Origin of the sequence: Leptospira andrefontaineae (genome assembly GCF_004770105.1) — a bacterium.
Lineage (GTDB): Bacteria > Spirochaetota > Leptospiria > Leptospirales > Leptospiraceae > Leptospira_B > Leptospira_B andrefontaineae.
Genome location: NZ_RQEY01000019.1, coordinates 123686 through 141333 on the forward strand (window position 1 = coordinate 123686; position 17648 = coordinate 141333).

Genomic DNA, 17648 nt, shown 5'->3' on the forward strand with positions numbered 1-17648 from the left:
AGGAAGAATGTACGGACCCACAATCTAAATTTCTTTTGCAATTTTTCCTAAAGTTTGGATAGCAGAGATCACCTTTGGCCCCATTAGAACTCCTGCATTAATTCTAAAATTGTTCACATACTTACCTGAAAGAGAGAAAAGATTTCCCGGAACTAAACTGATCTTCTTCTTAGCAGCTTGGAATCTGAGAACTCTGGAATCTTTTCCTTTAGGAAGTTCTATCCAAAGAAGAAAACCACCTTGCGGAATGGCGACCTTGGTCCCCTTCGGAAAATATTCCAAAAAAGAATCCGCATACGAAAGTACCAGACCTCCCAATCTTCTTCTAAATTCTCTCAAATGTCTTTCATGAGCAAGAGATCCTATAAAATAAGAAGAAGCAAGTTGAGGAATTGCAGGCAAAGAGATTGCCTCCGCTAAACGAAGGCGTCTAGCGTTCTCCACTTTTGTTATATCACTGATCATCCAACCGATCCTAAGACCTGGATTCACGGATTTAGAAAGAGAAGAGACCTGAGTTACAATTCCTTCCGTATCTAAAGATAATAAAGAAGAAGGACGAATGCCTCCGTTATGCTGCAAGTCTCCATAAATATCGTCCTCAAGAATTTTCACACCATACTTAGAAGAAATTTTCAGAAGTTCTTTTTTAGATTCCAAAGGCATAAGACTTCCCGTAGGATTCGAAAAAGTAGGAATTGTAATTAAAAATTTAGGGGATTCTTTCTTTATTACGGAAATATAAGATTGAAGATCCAAACCTGTAAAAGGATCGGTAGGGATCTCAATCGCTTTTAATTTTAACTCTGACAAAATTTGGTACAAAACAAAATGAAGAGGGCTTTCGACAGCAACTTTATCACCCGGTTTAGTAGAAAGACTCAAAGCCAAAAATGCGGCCTCTGAACAACCTAAAGTGATAAACACTTCTTCCGGACGAACTCTTCTTTCTTTGCCGGAAGAACGTATCGCGATCTTCTTTCTTAACTCCAAAATACCGGCGGCATCCGAATATTTATAAACCTGGGAGTCCTTTAAGGATTTCTTATATGATTTCTGCAAAGAAGAATAAGGTAAAAACTGAGGATCAGGAACTGCCGCACCGAAAGGAATAAAACCTGGATCCGCAAGTTCCGACATCAAAGAACTTACCTCTTCTGGAACAGAAGGATTCGGAACTCTTACAGGTTTTTCTAATTTGTATTTAGGATAAAGTTCCGGCCTGGGAAGAACAAAATACCCGGACCTTTCTCTCCCGCTGATAAAACCTCTTTCCTGAAGAATACCAAAAGCCTCAACCGCAGTAGAAAGATTACATTCTTCGAATAAACAGATCTTTCGCAGAGAAGGCAATTTGGAACCGGGAGGAAATTCCCCGGATTCAATCCTTCCTATCAAAGAATTTGCTATCTTAGAGTATTTAGTTAGAAGTCGATCTGTATTGGTCATAAAAACGATTTCTGTATCTGTATGGTAGTCTCAATTTAATGTATAAATCAAATAAGAAGATGGGCAAGTTAATTCTAGAAAATACCTCCGAAATTTTCAGACCTTCTGCAAGGACTGAGAGAACTCCTGCGTCTGTGACGAGAGATATATTAAAGGTGATCGATACACCTGGAATGATCTCATTCGCAGGTGGACTTCCTGATGATTCTCTATTTCCTATCCAAGATCTAAAAAATATCTTTGAGACTTCTATTTCTAAAAAAGGTGCAAGATTATTCCAATACGCCGACACACAGGGACATTCCGAATTACGTGCTTGGATCGCTAATCGATATTATCCAGGTTCTTCAGCAGAGGAAATTCTTTTAACCTCTGGCTCCCAGCAAGCACTGGACCTACTCAGTCGTTATTTTATAGAAGAAGGTTCCCCTATACTTTTAGAAAGGCCAAGCTATTTAGGAGCTATACAAGTTTTCTCTTCTTATGCTCCTTCTTTCATCGGGATTAATTATGGAGAAGAAGGTCCGGATATGGAAGAGTTAAAGTATGTTCTGGCTACTTCTTCTGAAAAACCTAAATTCTTTTACTGTATACCTGATTTCCAAAATCCTTCTTCGTATTCTTATTCTTTAGAGATTAGAAATTCTATTTCTAAGTTACTTTTAGAAAATGGAATTCCAATATTAGAAGACACGGCTTATAGAGAATTGTATTTTGAAGAGGAGCTTCCGATTTCCTTATGCGAATTAGGCCCGGAACATACGATATCCATTGGAACATTTTCCAAAACCCTTGCACCCGGATTGAGAATAGGCTGGATCAAGGCCCCTAAAAAAATACTAAAAGATCTGATTGTACAAAAACAATCCATGGACTTACATTCTCCGACTTTAAACCAGGAATTAGTTTATGGATTTGTATCTTCTTCCAAATACGAAAAACATCTATCCTTGATCCGAAAAACCTATCAAAAGAAATCCGGACACACATTTGATTGTTTACAGAAATATTTTAGAAACACTATTTCATTAAAAATTTCTAAAGGAGGATTATTCTATTGGTTGGAATTCCCACAAGAGATCGATACGGATCTACTTTTCCGGAAATGTTTGGAGAAGGGACTTGCTGCGGTTCCGGGATCTTCCTTCTTTGTTGGTAAACCGGAAACAAATCATCTACGTTGGAACTTCTCTAACGCTTCTGAAGAACAAACAAAGCTTGGAATTGAAAGATTATTTGAAGTTTATAAGGAAATGACCAAAGTATAAAGGATTCCTTCTTTGTATCCTGCTTTTGAATTTAGATTGCGAAGCCGCATCCAAGGATATATACTCCTTCTCCCCGGGTGCTTAAATGTCGGATCATATTTCAGTCCCAAACACAATTCTCTCCAAACTCCGTTTAATCTGTTTGGACCTTCCGGAAGCTTATGAAGAACAAGCTTGGATCGGAACCCGTTGGTGTATCAAAAAGAAAAATTTTGCACATACATTGATGTTGCAGAACGGTTACCCACCTGCTTATGCAAAGGCGTCCGGCTTAGAAGGAATTGTTTGTTTATTAACTTTTCGTTTTTCTCCCAAAAAGATGGATGTTTCTCGTTTTAAACAATATCCATTTTTTAAACCAGTTTGGTGGGAAGATATCATCGGACTTGTAATCGATGATTCGGTTGATTGGGACGAAGTAGAGATTCTATTAAAGGAAAGTTATTGTCTTCTTGCGCCTAAGAAATTAGCAGAGATGGTTTTGAATCGCTAGTTAAAATCAGAAAAAGAGAAGAGGAAAAAATTTTCGGCGGGAGGAATCCCCCGCCGATATTGGGAGGTTCAAAAGGCTTATATTAAGCAGTTTTTTTAGTTGGAGCAGCAGTCTTTTTAACTGTCTCCGTAACTTCGCTAAATTTTGCCTTGATAGCTTCGATTTGTTCAGCAGGAACTAATTTCTTAGCTTCTTCTGCAATCTGGTTGTAAACTTCAAGTGCCTTAGCGCGAGAATCTTCGTAGGTTTTAGTAGCAGCAGTAGATAATTCTTTTGCTTCGTTTAAGAATTTGTCTACGAACTCACGAACACGAACAGATGCTTCGGAATTGTCGGAAGCGCCTTTAGCTGCGAGTTCTTGAAAACTCTTAGTAAATTCTGCTTTCGCTTTATCCAGACCTTCTTGTCCGCTTTTAACCAAACCAAGACCTGCGTTCAGTACATCTAGAATTTGTTTTTCCATTTTTAGCTCCTTGGCACACCGTTGTGCGGCGCACAATCCATTTGTAGTGCGTAGCACAAATGGAGTCAACCAAAAAACGAAAAAAAGTTTCAAAGCTGGATTTTTACGGCATTTGAGTAATGCGACGCACTTATGGCAGGGTTTTATCGGGATTTTGATGAAATCTGTCGAAGTATATGAATTCGCGCGGACTTATTTACAGGTTATGCACGTTTGAGAAACGTTTCACTGCTTTACTTATAAGTTGGAGATTCATTTCCGTACTTTTTTTTAGCCCGGAATAAAGAAGAAGGCTCTTTTTCGCGACTGCAAGCCTCTCATTCTTCTTCTCTTCTAATGTGAGCTCTGTATCGTATCCTTCCGTAATCGCTAAGATCACTCTCTGCAGACTGATCCCTAAAAATTCAGTGAGTCCTTTTTTTGAACTGATCCGATCATCTATTACAGAAATATCATGTAATGCTTTTCGAATAGACTCTTTATCCTTCTCCCCGTTTTGGATGAGGTTGTATATTTTTTCGGAAAGAACTTCTCCTGTGGAGACTTGTATTCCGAATTCTTTTAACTCTTTTCTTATATTGTTTAATTCTTCTGAGACTTTTTTTCCATTGATCTTAGAAGATAGAAGTAGCCGGATCTTCGCTTTGATCTCAGAAACATCCTCTGTATTCGAAGGATTTTGTTTGAACCATTCTTTAAATGTAATATTATTGATACCTTCTAACTTGGCTCCGTCTTTTCCAAGATTGGCCCAAGGGCGGTCCTTGGATCTTTCTTCGAACCATTTTTTAAAGATTAGAAGTTTTTCGTTTGTCCTGAGCTTTTTTCCTTCAACAGATTCGATCCATTTTGGCGGCAAAGCAGTCATTTGTTTATAATTATGATGTTCTCTTCTTTGAGTCCTGGATTCTAGAAAGTTCAACCTTTCTTCTAAGATCGCTCCCTTGCAGTGAGCCTGGGAACCTGGGAAGGAAAGGTCTTGTCCTAAAAGTAAAATGGATCTCGCATCCATCTTCTCCGCAAGACTAGCCGCATTTGTAGAAACGGAACCTCCAAAATCTACGGCCCCCAATCCGTTTTCGGAAGCACTCTCCAAAAGTTTGATCCAAGGAAAAGGTGAAGAAGTAAGAAAATGATTTTTACCTATATAAGGCATTCTTAATGAATGATAGGAGGTGGTTGGATCAAATATAAACTTTGCATTTCCGGAATATCCTTCTAAATATTTCGAGTTTAAAGGTTGAGGATCCACGCTAAATACAAGATCTGGATCTATTCCTGATCTTTGTAGAATGAGAAGTGCAGTGTCTACTGCGATCAATATAAAGTTTTCTCTATAATCTTTTAATTCCTGTAAGGAAAGATAGAGAGAAGGTCCAGCACCACAGACAACCACGTCCACTTTGGATTTGCATAGACCGAATAATTCGTTTATAGGCTGCATATCCACAAGTTCGGGGAGATTCCGAATAAAATTTCCCGTCCAGACCTTCTCAAATCTAGTTAATGTTGCAGTGTTTACATCTTTCTTATGGAAGAATGTTTCTGCCAAAAATCTAAGTTCTTGGTATTCATCCTTTTTCCATTGTAGACTTCCTCTATGAGGGATAAAACTTACAGGATATCCCGAAATTCCTTTAAAGCCCTCGTAAAACGCGGATTCTTCATATGGTGGAAGAAAAATCCTCAACTTCCCGGAAAGGATCATTGGAGAAAAATCGAAAAGTGAAAATGCCGCTTTAATGATTTCCGGAAACGGCTCCATCCATACGCAGATTATTTTATCAAATCCTAATGTATATTGTATGGAATAGCCGAGACCTGCTCCGAAAAACAGAAATGCTCTTTCTTCGTCCCCTTTTTTCAGATCTGCGAGTTGCCTTTCCGCTTCCTTGCGAGGATCCATGGAGCTATGTAATAGAACATTACCGATCTTTAAACTAGGATCTTCTGTTTTCGTAGGAACGATCTCGAAATTGGTTTGAGCGGATCCAATTCTTTCGGAGGCTTCCGGCGCGAAGCTACGAAGTGAGGCCAAATTTTTTTCGAGTAAATCCGACCTGAATTCTTTCATTGGAAGAATACGTTTATCCTTTTTCCTTCGTAAGAAGAACCTGGAGTAGGATCTTGTTCGTAACAAAAACCGCTTCCGTGAAGTTTATAAGGGACTCCTAAAGGAGCTAATAATTCTACCACTTCTCTTTTACTTCTTCCAATCAGATCAGGTATACGTTCCGATCTTCCCGTAAGTGGTTTTCGGTCCAACTTAGGAAGATTTACGTTAACCGTTCTCTCCCCCTGCTCTATGATAGGGATAATATTCTCCACCACTTCTCTAAATACAGGGGCAGCGAGTCCTCCACCAGTATGGCTATCACCTCTTGGTTCATCAAATAGGATCAAACCGACCACTTTAGGTTTATCAGCAGGGAAAAATCCCAAAAAAGAAGCGGACCATAATCCGTCCTGGTAACCTCGGCCGGAAACTGCCTTTTGTCCTGTTCCTGTTTTTCCAGCGATGGAATATTCTTGTATGTATGCGTTCTTGCCTGTCCCTGCTTGGACAACTCTAGTCATCGCCTTCAATAATCTTTCGGTGGAGTATTCTTTGATACCTACAGGAGTTTCTTCGGACTGGAACTCCTGTAAGACTTCTCCATAAGAATCAGTGATATGAGAGACTACCCTAGGTGTGATAAATCTTCCTCCGTTTACAATGGAGGCAGCGGATGCAACTAACTGTATTGGAGTTACGGAAATTCCTTGGCCTATCGCCATGAACATCGGAGTGGTCGGCGTCCATTTGTTCAAGATAGGCATATATCCCACAGATTCGTTGGGTAGAAGTCCAGATCTATCCCCAAAACGGAATCGTTTCATATATTCGTAAAGTACGTCGTTCGGGATCTTTGCAGCTGCTTTAATAATTCCCGCATTACAAGAATATTGTAGGATCTCCTCCAGATTCACTTTTCCGTGAACATGTGTACATTTGATCCTGGTTTTTCCATAATCCACATAGCCCGGACAATCGAATTTTTCGTTAGGATGTATTAAGTTTTCGTTAAGAAGAATACTTGCTAAGAAAATTTTCATCGTGGATCCGGGCTCATATACATGTCGGATCGCCCAGTTCGTATGGGAATATTCTTCAAAGGATGAATAACGATTTGGATCGAAAGAAGGAAAACTCGCCATCGCCAATATTCTTCCGGTATGGATCTCCATTAAGAGCCCAACCGCTCTTTTGGCTCCTGCTTCTTCGAATCTTTTTCCTAGAGATTTTTCTAATTTGAATTGAATGAGGCCATCTAATGTCAAATGGACGTTCGCGCCTCTTGCAGAATCTGCCTCGGTAGGTGTCATCAATTCTTGATTATAATAATATTCTAAACCTGAGAGTGCCTTATCATCATCCATTCCGGTAAAGCCAACAAGACTTGCGGCCAAACTTCCATGAGGATAAACTCTTTTAAATTCTCTTTCCCTTCTCACTCCGGGAAGGGCCATTTCCATGATACGACTTGCAGTTGTATCATCTATCTCCCTCTTTAAAAGGAAGTATCTGCTTTTTTCTCGGATCAAAGATTCTATTTTTTCAGGAGGAATATCCAGGTACGGAGAAATTTGTACGGCAGTGAAATTCGGATCGTAAACATTTCCAGGATAGATCCCAATCGTGGAAGAATCAATGGACAATGCCAACTCGATCCCTCTTCTATCATAGATAGCTCCTCGTCCGATCCTTTCTCCATTCTTGAATGCAATCTCTCTATCATTGAAAAATACTAGATAGCCAACTCGGACCAAAAGCCCGGAGAAGAATATGCATAATAGAACGAATAGGATGGTGAATCTTTTTCGATTGAGAGGGTTATAATCCATCGATGAGCGAGCCGCTTATATAAATTTCGGTCTTTTTCAGAATGATTAAAGAGCTTTTCTAGTACAAGTGAAATCCTAGTTGGAATAATGGCTTAAAAGCTGGTGATTACCTTTCCTCTCAACTTTTTGAATGGAATTAGGCCGTAATTTCTGGAATCAGTGGAAAATTCTCGGTTATCTCCCAAGACTAAAACGTAACCCGGCGGGATCCTGCCTGAATCTCCTATGCCGATATTTCCGGAGACTCCGATCACTGGTAGAATAGATGCAGACGGTGCTTGGGTTTTGTAGCCTGAATTTAAGAAAGGTTCCTCTAAGGAAGAATCGTTTATCAAAATTCTACCTTCTGAAAATCTGAAAAAATCTCCAGGAAGTCCTACTACTCTCTTTAAACTTAGTTCTGCTCCGATCCCATCCAAGACCAATACATCGAATCTATCTACATCCGGTTCTAAAATATATAAAACCCAAGGGCCGACCTGTGCAGGGAAGCCCCATTTTTTGACCAAAACCCAATCACTCTCTTTATAGCTAGGCATCATACTCGTACCGCTAATCAAATAGAATTGGATTACGAAGATCCTGAAATATAATATGAAGAATATTGCAAATAAGATCGGAAAAGAAAGTTTGATCCAGTGAAATGCGGACTGCCGGATCGAACGAATTATTTCCGAATTAAATTTCATTATGATTTCGTATATATTGGACGAGACTATGCAGTCTTGGTCTCGTTATTAATTTCTAAAACTTTCGGTTTTTCTTTCCACCAAATAAAAGGTTGTTCTATCAGTAAAAAAATTGGCCAAGAAGCCAAGATCGCAAATCCAAAACATATCAGGTAGAGTTTTGGTAATACACTTAAAGTAATCAATGTTTCTCCCCTAAGAGCCCATCCAGTAGCAATTCCCATCAAAGGTATATTCCACAAATATACTGTGAATGTGATCCTAGACAACGGACGGAAGATCGGCAATCCTAAGACAGTTTTGAATATTCCTTCTTTTTGGATTGCAAGATAGATGATCAAAGCCAAAGCGATATTGTAAAAATTATTCGCAATAGTCAATCGAATGATATGTTTCCAATCGAATGAATAAGAGATCAATATGAATACGATTGCAGTAAACCCTATCAGAGAATATTTCAGCTTTCCTAAACTTTCTCCTACCGGTTTATAATCCACATATTCTGCCAAAAGCATTCCTGCGATCATTGAATCGAGCCTATTCTCCGTCCAAAAAAGTGCTTCAGCGTTCATGGAACCTTTGGAATACAGATAACATCTAGATAAGAAAGGTATAATATAGATGATCGATAATATGATTACTCTTACTTTTTTAGTTTTAGAAAATAAGAAGAAGGGCCCAAGGACAACCATCAAAAAATAGATCTGTTGTTCTAAGGAAATATACCAGCCCACATCTAAAACCCTAGGAAAGAAGTTGGACAAGAAAATCCCATCTGCCCAAACATAATCCATAGCCTTTTGCCCTTTAGTTATCAGCCAAAGCAAATCCGGACTGGGATTTTGTAGATATTTCAGATTTTCCGCTTGTTTATAAAAATAATAATAAGAAAAAGCTAATGCTACGTAATATGCGGGAAGTATTCGCAAAGAACGATTTATGATAAACTTCCGATAAGGAAAACTATTCTCTCTTTTATAAGATTGGAGTATACCTCCATAATTCAGGAAGCCTCCCAATACAAAAAATACATCCACGATGGTGGTTTGGTTCTCTACAAACCAAGATAACCAGAAAGGCATTTCTCCCATTGCTTTCCGTGAGAAAACCCAAAGATGGTTGGTCATTACCATCAGGATCCCGATCGCCCTAATTCCGTTTAAAGATTCTATTTCTCCCTTTTTGGAAGCAAAGATAGAGAGTATATAGGATTTCATAATGAAGAGATTTGCTTCCCGAATTGAAATAGAAACTTTTCAGGTATCTGCTAGCAAGAAATAAATCCAAAGAATCTCTAGGCTTTAAGTTACGATTTCATAGATATGATAAGAAAAGAGAAGTATTTGTCTTGCTTGCAAAGAAATTCCGGATCATTCTTCTATGCATGACTTCGAATAGCCCGATCTCTCAATATGTTTCCAGATTCAAAGCGGAGAAAGGAAAGATCTTATCCTTTCTTTCAGCGTTTCCTTTTTATGGAGAAGTCTTAAAGAACCATCAATATTATGAAGCGGATAGAATCTCTCGAAACGAATTATCCAAAAAATTGGATTCTCTCAAAGAACCGATTCGTAGGATTGAAGAAAATTTCGTCCGAGAAAGAAGAATGGACCTAATCGGTTCCACCGAGGTCTTACTTTCCATCTTAGAAAGACTCAAAAATGAAATTATTGGAGCAAGTTACGGCCTAAACGGATTGGGAACTGGATTTAAAGCGACCGAATCTGAGTTGGAAGCTTTGGCAGAGTGGGACTATTCTTTGATCCATCATGCTGAGGAATTATCCACAAAAGTAAAATCTCCTGACTTTCCTCCAGAAGTTTCAGTAGACACAGTAAGGAACTGGGTTAGTAGTTTTAGATCCGAATTGGATGAATTCGATTCCGCCTTAAAAAGCAGAAAGGATGTCTTCTTAAAACGATAGTCTTATTTTTGATTTGCCGAATGTCGAGTAGTGAATAATATATTTCCAAGGAGTTCTTATGGCATTAATAGACGTAATAAAATACGAAGGAAAACCGGGAGAAATTGTATGGAAGTTTCCCCGTAACGATATCAGTACCTTCGGACAGTTGGTAGTGAACGAAAGCCAAGAAGCTATCTTCTTCAAAGAAGGTAAGGCTCTGGATATTTTCGGACCTGGAACTCATACTTTAAAAACAGGTAACGTTCCTATCTTAGAAAACTTAGTAAACCTTCCTTTCGGAGGACAAACTCCTTTTACCGCGGAAGTTGTTTATGTAAACAAGGCTCTTATCCAATTAAAGTGGGGAACTCCTTCACCCATCCAAGTAGAAGATCCTAAATACACGATCACATTGGGAGTGAGAGCAAACGGTTCTTATAATATCAAGATCGTGGACTCCAAAGCATTCGCAGTGGGAGTAGTCGGTGCAAGAGGAGCTTATTCACAAGACGAGGTGGATAATTTTTTAAGACCGATGATCGTGACTAGGCTAAGCGATTTTCTGGCAGAAGTTGTTTTAAAATCAGGTGAACCAATCACTCGATTGAACCAACATCTGGAAGAAGCTTCTTCCGCAGGAAAAACAAAGATCCAACCGGACTTCTCCAAATACGGGATAGAAGTTTTAGATTTTTTTGTTCAATCCATAAACTTCGATCAAAACGATCCGAACTTCCAAAAGATCCAGAAGGTTCTCGCAGACAAATTCGAGATCGATGCTCTGGGCGGAATGTACCAACAAAAAAGAATGTTGGATATAGGAGAAGCCGCTGCAAAGAACGAGAGTGGGAACGCAGGTCAAGGTATGTCCGCTGGTATGGGACTCGGAATGGGAATGAATATGGGCAATATGATGGCCGGAATGGTAGGTCAGAACAATGCCGGTGGGAATTCCAACCAGAACGATGCAACAGCAAGACTCACAAAACTAAAGAGTATGTTGGACCAGGGCCTGATTTCTCAGGAAGAATTTGATGCCAAAAAAAAGGACATTCTAAATTCTATCTAAAGTATGAGCCTTACCTTCACCAAGTTGAAAGCGGAATTCCGCTGTATCAACGATTCTTGCGGAGCAACTTACGATCTGAATGATATCGTATACGAATGTCGTAAATGTGGAAGCCTTCTCCAGGTTTCTCATGATATAGGAGCTCTCAAAGAAAAATCAGGTAAGGAATGGAAGGACCTATTCGATTCCAGATTGGGTTCGGTAAAATTTCCGAACAGTTCAGGTATCTGGAATAAAAGAGAATGGGTTCTTCCTCATGTAGAAGATTCTGAGATCGTAAGTTCAGGCGAAGGTCTTTCTCATCTATTTAATTCGGAAAGACTCACAAAACATTTTGGCTTAGGCGGCCTCTGGATTAAACAATGTGGGATCTCCCACACGGGTTCTTTTAAGGACCTGGGCATGACAGTCCTTCTCTCCCAAGTAAAACATATGTTGAATAAGGGAGCAAAGATCAGAGCGGTTGCATGTGCAAGTTCCGGAGATACTTCTGCTGCTTTAGCTTCTTACGCTGCTAAGGCTGGAATACCTGCGATCATTTTCCTTCCTGCCGGAAAAGTTTCCCAAGCACAATTGATACAACCAGTTTCTAATGGTGCAAAAGTAATCGCACTCGAAACAGACTTTGATGGTTGTATGAAGATTGTTAAAGAAGTTACCAAAGAAGCCGGCATCTATCTTGCTAACTCGATGAACAGCCTTCGTATCGAAGGCCAGAAAACGATCGCACCTGAGATCGTCCAACAGTTGGAATGGAAAGTCCCTGACTGGGTCATCATCCCCGGTGGAAATTTAGGAAACGTTTCCGCTCTCGGAGCAGGTTTCGAGATGGCAAAAGAATTGGGACTGATCGATAAACTTCCTAGGATCGTTTTGGCTCAGGCGGAAAATGCAAATCCACTCTATCTTTCTTATCTGAAAAATTTCGAAGAGTTCAGCCCTGTGGATGCGAAACCTACTCTTGCTTCTGCAATACAGATCGGAAACCCTGTATCTGTCCAAAAGGCAATTCGTACATTAAAAAAATTCAATGGGATAGTGGAGCAGGCAAGCGAAGCCGAACTTTCGGAAGCTTCTGCCAAAACCGATCTATTCGGATTGTATAATGACCCTCATACCGGAGTGGCACTTGCCGCTTTATACAAACTTATGGGCAAAGGGACCATTGCAAAAGGTGATCAGGTGGTCGTAATCTCCACTGCTCATGGTTTAAAATTCACCGAATTTAAACTCAAATTCCACGAGGGGAAAATCCCGGGAACCGACCAGAAATTGGTTAACGTTATTCGGTCCTGTAAGCCTGAAGTAGGAGCCGTGATGGACGAAATCAGCGGTTTTCTACAAATGAAAGGTTAAAATTTTTCATTCCCCACTGGAAATTCCCGTTCTTTTTTCCTGGGCGTTTTTCGTTTTTTTCTCGTAAGCCCGCCGGGGTCCATATAATCGAGAATCCAAATGTACGAGGGAATCGAGGAACTTCCTCAGGAATTCCTCTTCGAGGTCGAGACGGCCGTAAAAAAAGAAGAGCCAATTTCTATCATTACCTACGTCCTGAGTACCCGGGGCGAAAATAAGCTCAAACATATCATCCAAACCGTCCTTTCTAAATACAAAAGAGAGGATCTGACCGAACTTATATTTACCTCTGCAAAAGAGCTGATCGTAAATGCAACCAAAGCAGCAATTAAACGGGTTCTATTTAAGGAACTAGGTTTGAATATCGCTGACCCTTCCCAGTACGATTTAGGGATGGAGTCTTTTAAGGAAAATTTGGTCAGTAGAAAGTTTCCATACTATCGTAGGAAAATGAAAGAGCATGGTCTATTTGTAAAAGTTACTCTCAGCTTCAGTTCGGACCGGATCATTCTATTCGTACAAAATAATTTCACTCTCGCAGTTCGCGAAGAGAAACGGATAAGAGAGAAGTTTGTTCATTCTAAAGAATTTGACAATCTATTCGAATACTATATGAAATACGGTGATACCACAGAAGGTGCAGGTATGGGTATCACAATGGTGGAAATCCTGGTAGCCCAAAGCGGCTATGACCGCCATTTGTTTACGATCTATAGTCGCCAGGCGGAGAATAGAACAGTTGCCCGAGTCGAAATTCCCTTGGATCAGAATTATGTGCCCAGAAGGCAAAGATACCAAAAATGGTTACAAGAAAAGGCTAGCGGCTTAACATGACCTAAAGTTCTCCTTACTACAGTTAGGTCTTTAGCAATATGGAACAGAATCCTCAGACAAGTAAACTCCAAGAACAGGCAAATCAAATGAACCTGGCCTTGGAATCCGTTCATACCGAAGAACAAGCGATCGAACTTATCCAAGGAAAAATCAAAGACGCTTATCTTTTAAAATTAAGGATCGATGTTGAGAACAAAGCAGGCGTAGTTTTAGGATTACTGTCCAGATACAAAAACGAATTTTTAGAATTATACTCCTTATTCTCCAACTCATCTGTGATTCGAAAGATCAGAACTTTCGAGGACTTCGGTCAGATCTCTCACGATATTGCAGAAGCCGCTAGACAAGAAGCTCCAGATCCGGGTTTATCCGACGCAGTAGCAAGAATTCTGCATACTAAATTAACAAAACAAATATTAGAACAATATTATCCTATGTGGGATCGTAATGATACCGCAGCTTTAGTCAACATGCTGGAGAACCAGATCAAAACTAGTATGAAGATCAATATGATCCGCGTCCAAGCAGACGTGGAATATGTATCTAGTTTGAAATGTAGAGGTAAAAGTTTTTTTGCAGGTATTATCCAATCCATTCCTAAACCACCTGAAGAACCTGCGGAAGGTGCTGCCCCTATAGAGAATTTAGATCCGGAAAAAGCAGCTGTCATGCGCCAGATCGAAACCATTCGAAAAGGTTTCGGAAGAGTTGTGTTAGCTAAGACAATTCTTTCTCCAGTAAACGGAATCGACTTCGACGATTTGAACGAAGGAGACAAGATCCTATTACAACTTCCTTCCGTTTCTCCTGAAGAAAAGGCTTTGGCTAAAACTTTAGGTGCAATGGATAAAGACGGAAACGTAAAACCAGTGATCGGTTCTTTCGTAGCAATCGCTTCCGGTAAAAATGAATATCATATTTTTGCAAAAGGTCCTGCAGGAGTTCTTTTACAAGCATTCGAAGAAAGACCAGTTCGTTTAGCTAGACCTAAAACTGCTGCGAATGCTCCTCGTCCAGCGGGAATGGGTTCAAAACAATCCGAAGGAAGTAACACTCTCAACTATGCGATCTTAGTTGGAGTTGTGCTATTAGTCGGATTGCTTGCGTTTATTCTGCTGAAATAAGAACGTCTACCCGACTACTAGATTCACCAGTTTTCCAGGAACATAGATCTCTTTACGGATCTGTTTTCCATCTAAGAAGATCTGCACCTTATCCAAGGATTTTGCGATCTTAATCGCTTCGTCCCCTGCAATCTCTTTTGCAGCTTTGAATTCTGCTCTTAATTTTCCGTTTACCTGGACCACGATCAAGATCTCGTCGTCAGTTAGATACTTTTCCTCATAACCTGGAAAACCTTGGTAGGTTAAAGAATCAGACTTTCCTGCTAAGGACCAAAGTTCTTCAGCCAGGTGAGGAGCAAATGGAGCAATTAAAAGTAAGAACGGCTCTAGGATCTTGCGAGGTCTGCGTTGGCTTGGAGTTAACTCATTCACAAAGATCATCAATTGAGAAATAGCGGTGTTGAATGAGAAATTATTAATATCATCATCCACTTTTTTGATAGTTCTATGAAGTATCTTTAATTCGTCCTCATTCGGTTCAATATCTTCCAAACGGAAAGATTCTTCTGCGCCTGAATGATATAATCTCCAAACACGATTTAAGAAACGGAACACACCTTCGACACCCCTAGTGCTCCAAGGTTTCACCATTTCGAATGGTCCCATGAACATTTCAAAAAGACGTAAACTATCTGCTCCGAAATTCGTAACCACTTCGTCCGGATTGATCACGTTTCCTAATGATTTGGACATTTTTCTTTTGTCCTCACCTAAGATCAAACCTTGGTGAACCAATTTTTTGAAAGGCTCAGGAGTAGTTACATAACCTAAATCGAATAATACCTTATGCCAAAAACGTGAATAGAGTAAGTGAAGAACTGCATGTTCCGCTCCACCCACGTAAAGATCCACTGGCATCCATGCTTTTTCTAAATTTGAATCTACAAACTTGTCCGGGTTTTCAGGATCTATATAACGTAGATAATACCAACAAGAACCGGCCCACTGAGGCATAGTATTTGTTTCTCTGGTCCCGATCTCACCTGTTTCAGGATCCTTATACTTCAACCAATCTCCTGCTAAAGCAAGAGGAGATTCCCCAGTTCCAGAAGGTTTAAATTCAGATAAATTAGGAAGTTCTAATGGAAGTTCGGACTCAGGAATTGCCTTTGTAACTCCGGAAGGATAATGAACTAAAGGAATAGGTTCTCCCCAATATCTTTGGCGTGCAAACAGCCAATCTCTTAACTTGAATTGGGTTTTTCTTCTGCCGATCCCTTTTTTCTCCGCCCAATCAGCGGTTTTAGAGAATGCTTCCTTATATTTCAGACCATTAATGGAAACTTCGGAAGAAGAAGAATTAATACATACTGATTCTTTGGAATCGAAAGCGCCTTGGGATAGATCCCCTTCGATTACAGGTAGGATATCCAACCCGAAAGCTTTCGCAAACTCATAGTCTCGCTGGTCATGAGCAGGCACTGCCATGATAGCGCCTGTTCCATATCCATATAAAACATAATCACCGATCCACACTGGGATTTTTTTAGAAGGATCCGCAGGATTTAGAACATAAGCTCCTGTAAATACACCAGACTTCTCTTTAGAAAGTTCAGTTCGGTCCAGATCACTCTTTAAAGCGGAAATCTTTTTGTATTCCTGCACCTTCTCCCATTGTTCTTTGGTAGTGATTGAATCCACCAAAGGATGTTCCGGAGCAAGCACCATATAACTTACCCCAAATACGGTATCAGGACGAGTAGTATACACCTTGATCCCGTTTTGTGGAGAAGAACTATCAAAAGGAAATATAAGTTCTAAACCTTCACTCTTTCCGATCCAGTTCTTCTGCATTTCAAGAGTAGAACCTGGCCAAGAAACTAAAGATAGATCCTCCAACAGTCTTTCCGCATATGCAGTGATACGCATCATATACTGCCTCATAGGTTTACGAACTACCTCGTAACCTTTTCCAACCCATTCTTCTACTTCTTCGTTTGCGAGAACCGTTCCTAGACCAGGGCACCAGTTTACCGGAATTTCTGCCTGATATACTAAACGAAATCCGGAGAGAATGGTTTCTTTCTTTGCGTTTGAAAATTCTTTCCAATCTTTTCCGGAGAAGGTTTCGAGGTCCTCAAAGCCTTCTGAGCCCTTAGATTCAAACTTTTGCACCAATTCGGAGATTGGTTTAGCTTTAGAAGCCTGGAAATCATACCAGGAATCGTATAATTTCAGGAAGATCCATTGGGTGAATTTGTAATATTTCGGGTCTGTAGTGGAAATTTCCCTGTCCCAATCATAGGAAAGGCCGATCAATTTGATCTGCCTTCTGAAATTGTCCACATTCTGCTTTGTAGTGATAGCTGGATGGATCCCGGTCTGCATCGCGTATCTTTCCGCAGGAAGACCGAACGCATCCCAACCCATGGGATGCAAAACTTCAAAGCCTTTCATTCTCTTGTAACGAGAAATAATGTCTGTAGCGGTATAACCTTCAGGGTGACCAACATGCAATCCCGCACCCGAGGGATAAGGAAACATATCTAAACAATAGAACTTTGGTTTAGAAGAGCGTAGATCCGTTCGAAAGGAAGAATTCTTTTCCCAATAATCTTGCCATTTTGATTCAATTTTCCGAAACGGATAGTCCATACCGTGAAGTTTTTTCCTCCGGCCTAGAATCCAATTCTTTTTTGCTATACTGGAAGGTGATTATAGAGCTGAAAATCTTCAATGAGAGAGGTTTCCTTCCTTTTAGGAAGAAAAAAGGCATTATAAATTGTTACTAGAAGAAGTGTTTCTAAATTCTCGGGAACCAAAGACATCAATTCGGGTCCGAAATGAAGAAAGCCGGAGGGAAACCGGCTTTCTCTGGGAGTGAAATTCTAAGCTCTTGCTTAGAAAACGGACAAAGATATTGGATGAGATTCTGACTTATTTACGTACTGAGTCAATAACCTTGATAAGTCGACGAAATGTTAAGTTCAAACAATCTCGACAGAGGTCGTACTGAAAGAGATTCGGTGTTTCTTTACCGCATCCTTTACATGTATATTGCTTACTTTGCGCTTGTGTAAGTTCCGCTTCTTCTTCGTTCAAATCCGTCACTGCTAATAATTGCATTTTGCTCCCAGAAAATTCCATCGAATGTCTTTTTATTTACGGAGTG

Annotated in this window: 15 protein-coding genes; 7 read left to right on the plus strand and 8 right to left on the minus strand. The window is 40.0% G+C overall.

Annotated elements, in window-relative coordinates; genetic code table 11:
• Positions 1 to 24: 24 nt before the first annotated feature.
• Positions 25 to 1449 (minus strand): aminotransferase-like domain-containing protein, encoded by a 1425-nt coding sequence (locus tag EHO65_RS14675; protein WP_135775331.1) that lies wholly within the window; start codon positions 1447 to 1449, stop codon positions 25 to 27.
• Positions 1450 to 1508: 59 nt separating this feature from the next.
• Between EHO65_RS14675 and EHO65_RS14680 the strand changes: the two genes are divergently transcribed.
• Both EHO65_RS14680 and EHO65_RS14685 read left to right on the plus strand, forming a co-directional pair.
• Positions 1509 to 2717: an aminotransferase-like domain-containing protein gene (locus EHO65_RS14680; protein WP_244243543.1), complete on the plus strand. Its 1209-nt coding sequence runs from the start codon at positions 1509 to 1511 to the stop codon at positions 2715 to 2717.
• Positions 2718 to 2802: 85 nt separating this feature from the next.
• Complete coding sequence (locus tag EHO65_RS14685; RefSeq protein WP_135775333.1) at positions 2803 to 3210, plus strand: MmcQ/YjbR family DNA-binding protein; 408 nt, start codon at positions 2803 to 2805, stop codon at positions 3208 to 3210.
• An 82-nt stretch (positions 3211 to 3292) separates the two neighbouring features.
• Here EHO65_RS14685 and EHO65_RS14690 read toward each other — a convergent pair whose 3' ends face one another.
• The 5 genes from EHO65_RS14690 to EHO65_RS14710 form a co-directional block, all read right to left on the minus strand.
• Positions 3293 to 3673 carry a phasin-related domain-containing protein gene (locus EHO65_RS14690; protein WP_086447874.1) on the minus strand — a complete coding sequence of 127 codons (381 nt, stop codon included), beginning with the start codon at positions 3671 to 3673 and terminating at the stop codon, positions 3293 to 3295.
• A 196-nt stretch (positions 3674 to 3869) separates the two neighbouring features.
• Positions 3870 to 5747, minus strand: coding sequence for a motility associated factor glycosyltransferase family protein (locus tag EHO65_RS14695; RefSeq protein ID WP_135775334.1), 1878 nt, complete (start codon positions 5745 to 5747; stop codon positions 3870 to 3872).
• Positions 5744 to 7558 carry a penicillin-binding protein gene (locus tag EHO65_RS14700; protein ID WP_135775335.1) on the minus strand — a complete coding sequence of 605 codons (1815 nt, stop codon included), beginning with the start codon at positions 7556 to 7558 and terminating at the stop codon, positions 5744 to 5746. Before EHO65_RS14700 ends, EHO65_RS14695 begins: the two co-directional genes overlap by 4 nt.
• A 92-nt stretch (positions 7559 to 7650) precedes the next feature.
• Entirely contained in the window at positions 7651 to 8247 is a 597-nt protein-coding gene (gene lepB, locus EHO65_RS14705) for a signal peptidase I (protein WP_135775336.1), read from the minus strand.
• Between the two features lie 26 nt (positions 8248 to 8273).
• On the minus strand, positions 8274 to 9464 hold the full coding sequence (locus EHO65_RS14710; RefSeq protein ID WP_135775337.1) for an acyltransferase family protein: 1191 nt from the start codon (positions 9462 to 9464) through the stop codon (positions 8274 to 8276).
• A 167-nt stretch (positions 9465 to 9631) separates the two neighbouring features.
• Between EHO65_RS14710 and EHO65_RS14715 the strand changes: the two genes are divergently transcribed.
• The 5 genes from EHO65_RS14715 to EHO65_RS14735 all read left to right on the plus strand — a co-directional run bounded on the left by EHO65_RS14715 (position 9632) and on the right by EHO65_RS14735 (position 14536).
• Positions 9632 to 10171 (plus strand): LIMLP_15305 family protein, encoded by a 540-nt coding sequence (locus EHO65_RS14715; RefSeq protein WP_135775338.1) that lies wholly within the window; start codon positions 9632 to 9634, stop codon positions 10169 to 10171.
• Between the two features lie 58 nt (positions 10172 to 10229).
• Positions 10230 to 11222, plus strand: coding sequence for an SPFH domain-containing protein (locus EHO65_RS14720; RefSeq protein WP_135775339.1), 993 nt, complete (start codon positions 10230 to 10232; stop codon positions 11220 to 11222).
• 3 nt (positions 11223 to 11225) lie between these two features.
• On the plus strand, positions 11226 to 12578 hold the full coding sequence (gene thrC / locus EHO65_RS14725) for a threonine synthase (protein ID WP_135775340.1): 1353 nt from the start codon (positions 11226 to 11228) through the stop codon (positions 12576 to 12578).
• Positions 12579 to 12677: 99 nt separating this feature from the next.
• Entirely contained in the window at positions 12678 to 13412 is a 735-nt protein-coding gene (locus EHO65_RS14730) for a hypothetical protein (protein ID WP_086447865.1), read from the plus strand.
• Positions 13413 to 13450: 38 nt separating this feature from the next.
• Positions 13451 to 14536, plus strand: a complete 1086-nt coding sequence (locus EHO65_RS14735; RefSeq protein ID WP_135775341.1) for an LIC10486 family protein — start codon at positions 13451 to 13453, stop codon at positions 14534 to 14536.
• 6 nt (positions 14537 to 14542) lie between these two features.
• Here EHO65_RS14735 and leuS read toward each other — a convergent pair whose 3' ends face one another.
• Together leuS and EHO65_RS14745 are read right to left on the minus strand one after the other, a co-directional pair.
• A complete protein-coding gene (gene leuS / locus EHO65_RS14740; RefSeq protein WP_135775342.1) occupies positions 14543 to 17131 on the minus strand; it encodes a leucine--tRNA ligase in 2589 nt (862 codons plus the stop codon).
• Positions 17132 to 17413: 282 nt separating this feature from the next.
• Complete coding sequence (locus tag EHO65_RS14745; RefSeq protein ID WP_423789901.1) at positions 17414 to 17602, minus strand: PIN domain-containing protein; 189 nt, start codon at positions 17600 to 17602, stop codon at positions 17414 to 17416.
• Positions 17603 to 17648 lie beyond the last annotated feature (46 nt).